General features: G+C 69.1%; 10 protein-coding genes and 1 tRNA gene. 3 read left to right on the forward strand and 8 right to left on the reverse strand.

Features of this window, described 5'->3' with window-relative positions:
- Positions 1–191 precede the first annotated feature (191 nt).
- From thrC to ACQEXA_RS20025, 5 genes are all read right to left on the reverse strand, one after another.
- A complete protein-coding gene (thrC, locus tag ACQEXA_RS20005; protein ID WP_432932635.1) occupies positions 192–1,250 on the reverse strand; it encodes a threonine synthase in 1,059 nt (352 codons plus the stop codon).
- 6 nt (positions 1,251–1,256) lie between these two features.
- Positions 1,257–2,603 (reverse strand): homoserine dehydrogenase, encoded by a 1,347-nt coding sequence (locus ACQEXA_RS20010; protein WP_432939558.1) that lies wholly within the window; start codon positions 2,601–2,603, stop codon positions 1,257–1,259.
- A gap of 166 nt (positions 2,604–2,769) precedes the next feature.
- On the reverse strand, positions 2,770–4,164 hold the full coding sequence (gene lysA, locus ACQEXA_RS20015; protein WP_432932633.1) for a diaminopimelate decarboxylase: 1,395 nt from the start codon (positions 4,162–4,164) through the stop codon (positions 2,770–2,772).
- 18 nt (positions 4,165–4,182) lie between these two features.
- Positions 4,183–5,355 carry an ArgS-related anticodon-binding protein NrtL gene (gene nrtL, locus ACQEXA_RS20020; protein ID WP_432932631.1) on the reverse strand — a complete coding sequence of 391 codons (1,173 nt, stop codon included), beginning with the start codon at positions 5,353–5,355 and terminating at the stop codon, positions 4,183–4,185.
- Between the two features lie 300 nt (positions 5,356–5,655).
- Complete coding sequence (locus ACQEXA_RS20025; RefSeq protein ID WP_432932630.1) at positions 5,656–6,150, reverse strand: response regulator; 495 nt, start codon at positions 6,148–6,150, stop codon at positions 5,656–5,658.
- Between the two features lie 236 nt (positions 6,151–6,386).
- On the opposite strand from ACQEXA_RS20025, the gene ACQEXA_RS20030 reads away from it, so the two are divergent.
- The 3 genes from ACQEXA_RS20030 (at position 6,387) to ACQEXA_RS20040 (ending at position 9,383) form a co-directional block, all read left to right on the forward strand.
- Positions 6,387–6,458, forward strand: a tRNA-Arg gene (locus tag ACQEXA_RS20030).
- A gap of 373 nt (positions 6,459–6,831) precedes the next feature.
- Positions 6,832–6,963, forward strand: a complete 132-nt coding sequence (locus tag ACQEXA_RS20035) for a hypothetical protein (protein WP_432932628.1) — start codon at positions 6,832–6,834, stop codon at positions 6,961–6,963.
- Positions 6,964–7,280: 317 nt separating this feature from the next.
- A complete protein-coding gene (locus ACQEXA_RS20040; protein ID WP_433130704.1) occupies positions 7,281–9,383 on the forward strand; it encodes a SpoIIE family protein phosphatase in 2,103 nt (700 codons plus the stop codon).
- A gap of 832 nt (positions 9,384–10,215) precedes the next feature.
- On the opposite strand, the gene ACQEXA_RS20045 is transcribed toward ACQEXA_RS20040, so the two are convergent.
- Genes ACQEXA_RS20045 through ACQEXA_RS20055 form a run of 3 tightly spaced genes read right to left on the reverse strand, consistent with a single transcriptional unit; the run spans position 10,216 to position 13,075 of the window.
- A complete protein-coding gene (locus tag ACQEXA_RS20045) occupies positions 10,216–11,589 on the reverse strand; it encodes a tyrosine-type recombinase/integrase (protein ID WP_432932624.1) in 1,374 nt (457 codons plus the stop codon).
- On the reverse strand, positions 11,586–11,780 hold the full coding sequence (locus tag ACQEXA_RS20050) for a helix-turn-helix transcriptional regulator (protein ID WP_432932622.1): 195 nt from the start codon (positions 11,778–11,780) through the stop codon (positions 11,586–11,588). The genes ACQEXA_RS20045 and ACQEXA_RS20050 overlap by 4 nt, the downstream gene beginning before the upstream one ends.
- A complete protein-coding gene (locus tag ACQEXA_RS20055) occupies positions 11,756–13,075 on the reverse strand; it encodes a replication initiator (RefSeq protein ID WP_432932620.1) in 1,320 nt (439 codons plus the stop codon). The genes ACQEXA_RS20050 and ACQEXA_RS20055 overlap by 25 nt, the downstream gene beginning before the upstream one ends.
- Positions 13,076–13,203 lie beyond the last annotated feature (128 nt).

Consider the following 13,203-nt stretch of genomic DNA (forward strand, 5'->3'; position numbering starts at 1 on the left):
GGACGCAGGGACGGCGGTGTACCGCGGCATATGCGGCGGGCGGGTTCGGTACAGCTTATCGAAGGAAGGTTCTGTGGCGACATAGGGCGCACAGGAGGCGCACGATGCGTGTCGTATGCCCCCTGTACCCCCGCAGCCGGATGCCTACAGGGTTATCCCTCGGCGGCGGCCGCGTCGCGCGAGTCGCCGCGTCACGCCAGCCCGAGCCGCTCGGCCGCCGTGGCCGCGTCGACCGGGACCGTGACCGGCTGCGGGGCGCCCGCGACGGCCCAGTCGGGGTCCTTGAGCCCGTTGCCGGTGACGGTGCACACGATCCGCTGCCCCGGGTCGACCTTGCCCTGTTCGGCGGCCTTCAGCAGGCCGGCGACCGACGCGGCCGAGGCGGGCTCCACGAAGACGCCCTCCTGCGCGGCCAACAGCCGGTAGGCACGCAGGATTTCACGATCCGTCACCTCATCGATGAAGCCGCCCGATTCATCCCTCGCCGCCAGGGCGAACTTCCACGACGCCGGATTGCCGATGCGGATCGCGGTGGCGATGGTCGACGGGTCCTTGACGACCTCACCGCGCACGATCGGGGCGGAACCAGATGCCTGGAAACCCCACATGCGCGGGGTCCGCGTGGCGACGCCGTCCGCGGCGTAGTCCTGGTAGCCCTTCCAGTAGGCGGTGATGTTGCCCGCGTTGCCCACCGGCAGGACGTGGATGTCGGGAGCATCGCCGAGCATGTCCACGATCTCGAAGGACGCCGTCTTCTGGCCCTCGATACGCACCGGGTTGACCGAATTGACCAGCGCCACCGGGTAGTTCTCGGACAGGGCGCGCGCGAGGGTGAGGCAGTCGTCGAAGTTGCCGTCGACCTGGAGGATCTTCGCCCCGTGCACCAGCGCCTGGCCCATCTTGCCCAGCGCGATCTTGCCCTGCGGGACGAGCACGGCCGAGACCATGCCGGCGCGTACGGCATAGGCGGCCGCGGAGGCGGACGTATTGCCGGTGGAGGCGCAGATGACGGCCTTCGCGCCCTCCTCCTTGGCCTTGGAAATGGCCATGGTCATGCCGCGGTCCTTGAAGGACCCGGTGGGGTTGGCGCCCTCCACCTTGAGATGAACGTCACACCCGGTGCGCTCGGAGAGCACCTGCGCGGGCACGAGCGGCGTACCGCCCTCACGGAGCGTGACAACCGGCGTGCTGTCAGACACCGGCAGCCGGTCCCGGTACTCCTCGATGATTCCGCGCCACTGGTGGGTCATTGCTGGCTACTCTCCTTCAACCCGCATGATGCTGGCGACACCCCGCACGGTGTCGAGGCTGCGCAGCGCCTCGACGGTCCCGGCCAGGGACGCGTCGGACGCACGGTGGGTGACGACGACGAGGGACGCCTCGCCGCCGTCCCGTCGCTCACCACCCTGTTCGATGACCACCGCGTCGCCGCCGCTCTGATTCCTGCCCTGCTGGCGAACCGTATCGATCGAGACGTCGTGCTCGGCGAAGACGGTCGCGACCTGAGCGAGAACACCCGGTTTGTCGGCGACGTCGAGGCTGATGTGGTACCGCGTGACGACATCGCCCATCGGGGACACCGGCAGGGCGGCGTACGCGGACTCGCCGGGCCCCTTGGCACCGTTGAGCCGGTTGCGGCACACGGCGACCAGATCGCCGAGCACGGCGGAGGCGGTCGGCGCACCCCCGGCTCCGGGCCCGTAGAACATCAGCTGACCGGCGGCGTCCGACTCCACGAAGACGGCGTTGTACGCGGCGCGCACCGAGGCGAGCGGGTGGGTCAGCGGAATCATGGCGGGGTGCACGCGCGCGGTGACCGAGCCCCCGTCGGCGGCACGCTCGCAGATGGCGAGCAGCTTGATGGTGCAGCCCATCTTCTTGGCGGAGGCGAAGTCGGCGGCGGTCACCTCGGTCATGCCCTCGCGGTAGACGTCGTCGAGGCGCACCCGCGTGTGGAAGGCGATCCCGGCGAGGATGGCGGCCTTGGCGGCCGCGTCGAACCCCTCGACATCGGCAGTGGGGTCGGCCTCCGCGTATCCCAGGGCGGTCGCCTCGTCCAGGGCCTCCTGGTAGCCCGCCCCGGTGGAGTCCATCTTGTCGAGGATGAAATTGGTGGTGCCGTTGACGATCCCGAGCACCCGGTTGACCTTGTCACCGGCGAGCGACTCGCGCAGCGGCCGGATCAGCGGGATGGCCCCGGCGACGGCCGCCTCGTAGTAGAGGTCCTCGCCGTTCTCCTCGGCCGCCGCGTGCAGGGCCGCCCCGTCCTGGGCGAGCAGGGCCTTGTTGGCCGACACGACCGACGCGCCGTACTCGAAGGCGGTGGTGATGAGGGTGCGGGCAGGCTCGATACCGCCGATGACCTCGACGACAACGTCGATGTCCCCGCGTTTGACCAAGGCGGTGGCATCGGTGGTGACGAGGCCGGGGTCGATGCCCTCCCGCACCTTGGAAGGCCGCCGTACGGCGACTCCCGCCAGTTCGACGGGGGCTCCGATGCGGGCGGCGAGGTCGGCGGCGTGCGTCGTCATGATGCGCGCCACCTCTGAGCCGACAACCCCACAGCCCAGCAGCGCCACCTTCAGCGGACGCGTACGCATCATCCGACCTCGTTTCCTCATGCGGTCCACGGTTCGACCAGTCTCACTCACCGGACGGTACTTTCTGCCCTTTGTCCGGATCGTGAGACGAGCATTTCATTTTGTCAGCGGCGGAGGACCGCAAGATCTTCCGCCGGGTCCCAGGGGCCCCCGAGGGCCGTGCGCGCGGTCAGCCGACGTCGAGACGCAGCAGGTCCTCCTCCGTCTCCCGCCGGACGATCACCCGGGCCTCGCCGTCGCTCACGGCGACCACCGGCGGGCGGAGCACGTGGTTGTAGTTGCTGGCCATCGAGCGGCAGTAGGCGCCGGTGGCGGGCACGGCGATCAGGTCGCCGGGCGCGAGGTCGGCGGGCAGGAAGGCGTCCCGTACGACGATGTCGCCGCTCTCGCAGTGCTTGCCGACCACACGGACCAGCATGGGCTCGGCGTCGGACGCCCGGGAGACCAGGGCGACGCTGTACTCGGCGTCGTAGAGAGCGGTACGGATGTTGTCGGACATGCCGCCGTCGACCGAGACGTACGTACGCAGGCCCTCCAGCGGCTTGATGGTCCCGACCTCGTACAGCGTGAAGGCGGTCGGCCCGACGATGGCGCGCCCGGGCTCGACGGAGATCCGCGGAGTGCGCAGACGGGCGGCCTCACATTCACGCGTGACGATCTCCGTCAGCGCCTTGGCGATCTCGTGCGGCTCACGGGGATCGTCGTCACTGGTGTACGCGATCCCGAGCCCGCCCCCGAGGTCGATCTCGGGAAGCTCGACGCCGTGCTCGTCCCGGATGACCTTGAGAAGCCCCACGACCCGGTGGGCGGCGACCTCGAAACCCGACGTGTCGAAGATCTGCGACCCGATGTGGCTGTGGATGCCGATGAGCTCGAGCCCGTCCAGCTGAAGGGCGCGTCGCACGGCCTCGGCGGCCTGCCCGTCGGCGAGCGGGATGCCGAACTTCTGGTCCTCGTGGGCGGTGGCGATGAACTCGTGGGTGTGCGCCTCGACGCCGACGGTGATCCGGATCTGGACGCGCTGCCGCCTGCCGAGGGACTGGGCGATGTGCGCGACCCGCACGATCTCCTGGAAGGAGTCGAGCACGATCCGCCCGACGCCGGCCTCGACGGCCCGGGTGATCTCCTCGACGGACTTGTTGTTGCCGTGGAAGGCGATTCGCTCGGCGGGCATGCCCCCGGCGAGCGCGGTGGTGAGCTCACCACCGGAGCACACGTCGAGGTTCAGCCCCTCCTCGTTCAGCCAGCGCACGACGGCACGGGACAGGAACGCCTTTCCCGCGTAGAAGACATCGGCGTCGTCACCGAAGGCGGTGCGCCAGGCCCGGGCGCGGGCCCGGAAGTCGGCCTCGTCCATGAAGTAGGCCGGGGTGCCGAACTGCTCGGCGAGGGACTTCACATCGACACCACCGACGCGGACGACGCCGTCCTGCTCGTCCCGGGTGACGGTCTGGGCCCACACCTTCGGGTCCAGGGAGTTGAGGTCGGTGGGCGGGGCGGAGTAGTGGCCCTCGGGCAGGACGTCGGCGTAGCGGGGCCCGGCGGGATGTGCGGAACGGCTCATGGTGTGATCGGAGCTCTCTCAGAGATAGTCGGGTGCGCTGATGCCGAGCAGGGACAGGCCGCCGGCCAGCACCGTCCCGGCTGCTTCGGCGAGAGCGAGCCGGGCCCGGTGGGCGGCCGAGGGTTTCTCGTCGCCGAGCGGGAGCACCGTGTGCTGAAAGGCGAGCAGGGCATCGGCGACGGCCACGAGATGCCGGGCGAGCCGGTCGGGCGCGCGGTGGGCGGCCGCCTGGGTGAGGGCGTTCGGATACTCCGCGAGGGCACGGACGAGAGGGGCGGCGCTCGGCACGTCCGTCACATCACCGGGTACGGGGGTGAAGCCCAGCCGGGCGGCGTTACGCCCGAGCGCACGGGCGCGCGCGTGGGCGTAGCGGACGCGGAAGAGAGGGTTGCTCTCACGCTGCAGCAGATGATCGGCGGTGATCCGGGGCCGGTCGTGGCCGGCGGGATACAGCAGCGCCCAGCGGGCGGCGTCGGGCCCGAGAGGAGCGGGATCCTCGGGCGCCGGCACGGGCCGCAGATCGACGGTCTCCCCAGGACGAACGTGATCGACCTCGGCACGGCCGCCCTGAGTGGCGATGACACGCACAAGGGTGTCGGCGACGACTTCGGCGCGTACTTCGAAGGGGATACGGAGGGGGACGACGGTTTGGGCGAGGGTGGGGGTGTGGCCGTAGGGGGTAGGGGGGGTGTGGTCGGGGGTGGGGCGGCTGTGGCCGGTGGTGGTGGCCGTGTGCCTGGGGCCGGCGGCGGCGTGGCTGTGGCTGGTGGCGGTGGGGCTGTGGCCGGTGGCGGTGGGGCCGTCGGGGCGGCTGGCCCTGTTGAGGCGGATGGGGCCGTTGGGGCAGTCAGCGCCGACGGGGCGCGCGCGGTCGAGGATCTCCCCGACGAGGGCGGCGGTGGCGGTGTCCGGTTCGAGGTGGATGTTGAGAAAACCGGGCCCGGTGATCTCGACGTCGGCGACTCCGGCCGCGTCACGGAGCCGAGGACAGAGGATCTCGGCCACCTGCAGGGGCGGACAGCCGGCGGGACGGGCGAGCTGCAGGGCGATGTTGGTGGCGTAATCGCCACGGCCTCCGGGACCGGGCACTGTGACGACGGCACGTTCAGGCACGGCGACGCTGAGTTCCCCGTCGTCCACAGCGCAACGCACCGCGCGCAGCACGGTACGGGAGAGCTCGACGGGGGTCACGGGACAAGGGTATGGGAGGAGGGGGGTGGGTATGCGAGCTGGTTTGGGTCGAGCGTCCGGGATGTGGACGGGGGCGCCGGGCGGGTTCGGCGGGGGCTTGGGGCTTATGTGCGCCGTGGTCCCACTCCGGTCTCGATGTCGATGGGGGCTCGTAGAGACGGACTTGAGGCGGCTGAGGCAGCTGAGACCACTGAAAGCCGAAGCGGCCGCTGAGGCGAGTGCGGCGATTTGATGCCGGCGGGGCCACCGTTGCCAGTCGAACCTTCGGCCTCTGCCCCTAGCCCCGAAATAGGGAGCTGCTCAGGCTCCTGGGCGCCCCGCGGGATCGGGATGGACGGCGTGCTCGGTGTGCTGGGTGTCCTCTGGGCCGAGCACACCACCGAAGGAGCCTGCGACCTCGGCACCGGAGTCGACGCGCCCGCGACGCTTCATCAGTTCCTTCACGAGCTCGATGAGTTCGGACGGCTCGAAGGGCTTGGCGAGAAACGCGTCGACGCCCACGTCGAGGCCGCTCTCGACCTCGTACTGAGTGCACGCGCTGATGATGGCGAGGGGGAGGTTCCGGGTGCGGGGATCGGCACGAAGGCGGGCGGCGGTCCGCAGTCCGTCCAGCCGTGGCATGACGACATCCAGGGTGACCACATCGGGCCGCACCTGATGGACGACGTCCAAACACTCGGCACCGTCGGCCGCGGTCACGACCTCGAGACCCTCCAGCTCGAGGTTGACCCTGATCAGCTGCCGGATGACCTTGTTGTCGTCTACAACAAGCACCCGGCCGGACACGCCTGGCACAACTCGAGAGTAGGTGGACACAGGGGGCCGCGTCCGGGTTTTCCCCGACTTCCACCCCGTCCGGGCGAGCCGCGCGCAACGCGGGCTCCGCCATTCGGCAGCAGCGACCGGCACAGCCTGGTTCAGGGCGCTTCTCCAGGGGAGCCGCGCTCGACGCACAGCCCGGGAAACCTGTTCATGACGACCCCGAAAGAGCTGGTAGGGTTCTACCCGTCGCCGCAGAGAACGGTCGACACGCCCCCGTAGCTCAGGGGATAGAGCAACGGCCTCCGGAGCCGTGTGCGCAGGTTCGAATCCTGCCGGGGGCACCCTGTATGAGGTGCCCAAAGACCCCGTCACCAGCGGAAACGCTGAGGCCGGGGTCTTCGTGCTTGTGCAGGCGTATGCCGCCGGAAGCGACCCTATGTCGGGGCCTGTGGACGAGCTGTGGACGGGATCTTGGTCTATCGCCGCAGGTGAAGTCCGGAAACGGGCGAGACTTCTGGACAGTGACGGCACTATCTGAATCTCCCTACCGGGTGCTCCGGTTGGCCTCAGAGTTGCTCGGTTTGATCCCTCAGTCAGACCGGCACCGACCTGCGATCGGGCACCACAAGGGATGGGCCGCCGATCGCAGCTGCCACCAGTCTCAAACCCCGGTCCCTGCTCGATCAGGGCGGCCCGTTCGTATGCCGCACCGCTATGGGAGACGCTTCGCCCGAGGCCGGCGCATGGCGCCAGGGGCGTAACCCGCAGCGCCAGAAGATCGGGGTGCTCGGCTGGGCGCTGCTGACCCTGCTCCTGATCGCGCTGCCCACCCTGGCACCGAACTGACGCGGCACGCCCAGGGCCGTCTAGGTGTACTGATCACGCCTCGCGGCTTCAGTCCGGCCCGGCCTGCCGGGGCACTCGCCCGAGCACGTACCGAATTCGGTAGCTGACCAGGGTGGATGCCGACACGAGAGGGCGGAGGCCGGTCCCACTGGGTCCCACTCTCTCGTGTCTCTCGGTGTTCGCGACACACCTCCGACACACTCAGATGACGACCCAAGCCGAGCAGGCCGGCCACCCAGACCCACATCTGGACCCCCGACGCCCCACACGTCTCGCGAAGTGAGGGAGCGGCGCGTGGGAGCCAGGGGGCAGGCTGGATGGTGGAGGTGATTGCTGTGGCGCAGAACGGAGCCATCTCACCCGTTGAGGATGCTGCAGTACTGGAAACTCTGTTCCGCCAGTCGCCTAAAGGCCTGTTGATCTTGGACACGGAGCTGCGAATCCTGCGGATCAACCTCACCAGGCCGGTTCTGCACGAAGCGCCCCCTGAACAGATCCTGGGCCGGCACCTCACGGACGTGTATGACCTTTCCGCACCCGGTGAGGTGGAGGCGATGCTGGGCGGCGTGCTGGCGAGCGGCGCGCCCGCACAGGGGCAACTGGTGGGGGTGCGTCCGAAGAGCGCGCCGGGGCCGGAGTACCTGTTCTCCGTCTCGGCATCTCGCCTGCAGGACTCGCAGGGGAGGATCTTGGGGGTGCTGGCGGAGATGCTCGATGTCACCGAACGCGAAAAGGTACGCGCCCGCCTGCGCGTCCTCGGCTCGGTGCGCAAGCACGTGGGACAGACCCTCGACGTTATGGCCACCTGCGAGGAACTGGTACAGGCCGTGGTGCCGGACCTCGCCGACATCGCCGTGGCGGAAGTGGTAGACGCAGTCGTACGTGGCGAGGACCCACCGCTGAGCCCTCTGGGACGGGAGGTGCCGCTGCGCCGTGTCGCCTTCGACCACCGCGGCGGCGAGGAGCAGATTCAGGCACATCCGGTGGGTGACGTGCGCGCTGTGCCTATGCCGACGCCTCACGCCCAGACGCTGGCCGACCTCAAGCCCCGCCTTGTCGCCCTGGGGCCTGACACGCCCTGGCTGGCAACCTGCCCGCCGCGTGCCGAGGCGATCCGCGCATCCGGTGCCCACAGCCTGATCACTACACCCCTGACGCTGCGCGGAACCGTGCTCGGCCTGTTGAGCCTGTACCGCACCGGCCAGGCGGACGTCTACGACGAGGACGATGTCACCCTCGCCAACGCAGTCGCCGCTCACACCGCGCCGTGCATCGACAACGCCCGCCGCTACACCCGGGAACACTGCATCGCCTTGACAATTCAGCGCCATCTGTTGCCTCCCTGCCCTGCGACGCAGACCGCCCTTGAAACCGCGCACCTGCACCTGCCCTCCGAAGTGGGCGGAGGCGGCTGGTACGACACCTTCGCCCTGTCCGGCGCCCGTACCGCACTGGTGGTCGGCGAAAGCGCCGGCCAGGGCATCCCCGCGGCCACCGCGATGGGTCAGCTACGGACCGCCATGCACTCCCTGGCCGCACTCGACCTGGAGCCCGACGAGCTCCTCGCACGCCTCAACGACACCGCCATAAACCTGGCCCAGGAACGCGCGGCTCTGCCGACCAGCGACCCCCTGCGCCGGCAGCCACTCACGGGAAGCTGCGTGTACGCGGTCTACGACCCGCTAGCCCGGACCTGCAGCATCGCCCTGGCCGGCCACCCCTCACCCGTCATCACCCATCCTGACGGGAGGACCGATGTCCTCGATCTGCCGAGCGGACCTCCCTTGGGCAGTGTCGAGGGGCCCCCCTTCGCCGCCACCACGATCTCCGTAGCCGACGGCAGTGTCATCGCCTTCTACACGGCGTCCCTCCTGCACGCCTCCCCGTCCCCTGACGCCCTCCAACAGGTGCTCGCCCACCCTGACCGGCCACTGCAGGATCTATGCGATGACGTGCTCTACCGGCTGAAGGACGACACCCGCCACTGCGACGTCGTCCTCCTCCTCGCCCGCACCCACGCATTCCCCGCCGACCAGATCGCCACGTGGGACATCGACCACCACCCCAAAGCCGTCGCCACGGCGCGCGCCCACACCCAACACCAGCTCGCCCATTGGGGAGTGGATGAGGAAACCGTCTACACCACCGAAACGATCGTCAGCGAACTGGTCACCAACGCCGTCCGCTACGGCACCCCGCCTCTGCGGTTGCAGCTCATCAGGGACCGTACCCTCACCTGCGAGATCCACGACGGCAATCCCCTCGCGCCGCGGCTGCGCCACGCCAAGACGGTCGACGAAGGCGGGCGCGGCCTTTTCATCGTCGCCCAACTCGCCCAGAACTGGGGCGTCCGCTACTCCCCCGACGGCAAAACGGTCTGGGCCGAGCAGACTCTCCAACCCAAATCGTCCAGCGCGTGAGGCAGGATGGATGCGGCAGGATGGGGCACGCGCCGGGCGTCCTCGCTTGGCTCGTTTTCGAGCCCGCGGTCGTCGTGCCCCGCAGAACCCCGGCCGCATCCGGCCGACCGTGATGGCTGCGGCACCCGACTGCTTAGATCACCGGTATGACGGATTGGTCCCAGCTCCACCACGCTTACGGCAGAGCAGAAGACATTCCCGGCCTGCTCGACGCAGTGAGCCCGGCCCCACACGACGCAGGCTGGACCGAACTTTGGTCCCGGCTGTGCCATCAGGGCACCGTCTACTCAGCAAGCTACGCGACCTTGCCTGTCCTCCGAGACATGGCGCCAGTGGTCGCCCTCAGACCGACAGATGGCGCTCTGCCTGGCAGGCGCCATCGTAGCCAGCACTGACCAGCCGTACGGCGATCAAGATCCCCACGTCGCTTACGCCTCGGAGACGTCCGACCTGGTGCAACGAACTTCATAGCCTTCGGCGAGTACGGCTTCTTTTCGACCACGCACGGCATGTACATGAAAGAGACGAGAGCGAGGAAGGTACCGCTGCAGCCGCAGCCCTCCTCAGCTCTGGAGGGGCTGGCCCGAAGGCTCCACGCCCGCGCGCTCGCTGACGGTCAACCCGACGTCGCACATAAGTTGACCTACGTCTTCGGCAAAGCGCAGTGCGCGCAATGCGATGCGATCTTTAGCGTCGCGGAAGCCGTCATCGCCCGTTGGGGCTCATGACCGCACCTGCCAACCACTTTCACCAATACCGAACCCTGGGGCAGCCCAGAAACGGCGAGGCCCCTGGACGGGATGCCAGAGGCCTCGGACACAGGCAAGGGCTGTCACTCATACTCGCGAAGCAGGTCCTCGATACGCCGGTTGGCGACCTCCTGCCGTCCATCAAGGCACTTCGCGTAGCGGGTCAGCAGGACTTCGACACTGTTGCCGGCGCGCTCGGCGACCTCGGTCGGGTCGACACCCGCGTTCAGCCACGTCGACAGCGCCGAGTGCCGAAGATCGTAAGGCCTACTCGCGAGCGGCGAGGCCCCGACGGCCGGCGGGAGCCCCAGAAGCCGAGCCTCCTGCCACACCCGGTAGTAGGTCGAGGACGGGACGACCGAGCCCCTCTCGCTGAAGAAGAGCCGCCCGTCTTCCGCCGTGCCAAACGTGGCGAGATGATCCTGCAGCACGACGACGAGCTGAGGCGGAATGGGCACACGCCGAACGTCCTCAGTCGGCCGATTCTTGAGTCCGCGGTCGTCGTGGGTCTCCCCCGAGTCGGTCCACTGCTTGCCGACCGAAGGACGAGTCCGGTGGAGCAGCGCAGACCCCCAGCCCTGCTCGGGGAGGATGAGGTCAGTCTCCACCAGGCCCACCGCCTCGGCAGGACGGAGGCCACCGAAGTACATGGCCGCGAACAGCCCGACGAGACGCCGGCCGCGAGCACGCCGGTAGCCGCCCACGTAGGACACTGCCGCCAGGAGATTGCGGGCCTGCTCCGGGTTGGCGACAACGCGCGGATCTACCTGGTTCGAGACCTTGGGCTTCTGCCAGCGAACCGCCGTGATCGGATTCTCACGCAGCTCCCCCAGATCGACCGCGTAGTTCGCAGCATTGACGAGGGTCCGCCGCTTCCGCCGCACGGTCTCAGCCGCTGCCGCGGTGCCGTCGAGCTTCAGCTTCAGCCCATCGAGCACCGCACGGGCCGTTGCCGGTTCAGTGAGATCCGCAAGCGGCCGGGAAGCCTTTGCCACCCAGTGCAGAATATTACGGACGTTATCCGGGATTTCCCGGTCGCTCGGCCCTGGCAGCACGAAGGCCCAGTTGCGTAATGCCTTACGGATCTCCTCGTCGGACGGCCGTCCTGCCCGCTCCCCGAGCAGTTCCATGGTCACGCTGGTAAGGGATTCATTGATGCCGTCTCGCGTATTGGGCGCAGCGTGGGGCCACTTCATCGCGAGATACCTGAGGGCGAAGTCGTACCAGGACAACGGCGACTTCTTCTGTTCCATCGAAGCTGGAAGACCAGTCTCCTTGTCGAACTCTTCGCCGTCCCGCATGGCGCGCATGAGCTTCGTTCGGTAGTGATCAGCGAGCGCCTTGGTACGGAACGAGTCCGAGAAGACGTTACCGGCGACGGACCAGCGGACGCCGTACGAGGGCGTCTTGGTGTCCCGCTTGCGTACGCCCCAGACCTTGACGTCGAGAGACTTCACGCGGCCTCCTCCAACTGTCGGAGCCACGAGGTGAAATCACTGCGCCAGACCCGAAGCTCACCGTTGGGGAGCTTGAATGCGGCTGGCCCCTGTCCGAGTTCGCGCCAGCGGTAGAACGTCCGTCGAGAGACGCCGCCCAGTTCGTCCAGGACTTGGTGCACGGTCATCAGCTCGTCGCGGCGGGTTTCCATGTCGGCTCTCCTTCCGTTCCGGGGGCGGGTTCGAGGGATGCGGCAAGCCAGGCTTCGGCGCGGGACAGGCCGGTACCGGCGAAGACCCAGTGAGCGAGGACGAGCGTGGTTTCGCCGTCCTGCGGTACGGGCGGGGCAGCTTGAGCCCGGCGCCAGTCGGCACGCGCGTCGCGGAGGGCTCCGAGGGTGGTGGAGTAGCGGCGGGACTTGGTGGAGAAGTGACCGCGGAAACCGAGCATGTGGGCCCAGGCCCGCAGGCGGAGGTCCGCCAGCTCGGGACGGGCTCCCAGGACCCAGGCGGTGCGGATCATGCGCCGGGCGTGTTCGGTGATCCGGACTTGGGCCAACTCGGCGAGGAAGCGGATCGGACGGTCCAGGGTGCCCGTCGCGGTCTCTGCTCCCTTGGTGGCGTACTTGGCGATGTACGCCGCTACGGCCCGCTCGGTCAGCTCCTGGCCGTCGTCGAAGTCGGCGGAGCGGATCGTGCGGACGTCGAGCTGACGACCGAAGACGAAGGTATGAGCCCGGTCGTCGATCACCGGCCCGGCGACGCGCGCGGCAGGGGCAGCGGCCCGTACGGCATCGGTCAGCAGCTCGGCCGTGGCCCAGGCTGGAGGAGCGGAGTCGCCGCCCTCCGGGCCGTCGAGGCGGATCACGGCGTGGAAGTGGACGGCGCCCCGCTTCTGGTACTCGGCCACCTTGGCGAAGGAGATCCGGGCGTGGTGCCGGAATGCTCGCTGAGTGAGGCCGGCCCGCTTGGCGACCTCCCGGCGGAGGTAGATCGAGAAGCGTCGCCACAGCTCCCCCGCGTGCGCGTTCCACAGCACGGCCGCTTCGTAGTCGTAGGTGTCGGGGTCGAGGGGCGTCCCCAGGACGGCGTCGCCTTCCTCGTGCCGCACGCCGCAACGGCAGTTCCGGCCGCCGGAGGGGCGGTTGTGGACCGGGCCGAAGCTGGGGGCGGTGAAGGTGGCGAAGACGCGCGGGTGTGTGGCGACCCGTTCGGGCGTGCCCTTGCCGCCGCGGAGTCCGGTGGTGATCAGGTGGTAGGTGTCGCGGCGGTAGGTCTCGGCGCAGGCCGCGCACCGGGTGGCGCGGCGGTTGTTGCAGCGGACGAGGAGCTGACCGGCGGGCAGGGCCGATGAGTCCAGGTGGTGCAGGACGCGGCCGATCTCGCCGGTCGTCTGGTCCACCACGTATTCGGTGCGGTGGCCGCCGAGGCGGACGGGGTGGGTGCAGCCGCCCAGGCCGGACAGTTGGTGGGCCAGCTCGGGCATGGTGCCGAGTGAGGCCAGCATGGAGAGTTCCGCCAGCGGGGGCGGAGTCTGCCGGGTGATGATGGGACTTCCTTTCGGCTGTTGCGACGGTTGGGAGGGACGGCCCCGGGGCGGCGGGATGCTTGGCGGCTTGTTGCCGCCCCGGCGGC

Source organism: Streptomyces sp. CA-106110, assembly GCF_050936285.1.
Classification (GTDB): domain Bacteria; phylum Actinomycetota; class Actinomycetes; order Streptomycetales; family Streptomycetaceae; genus Streptomyces.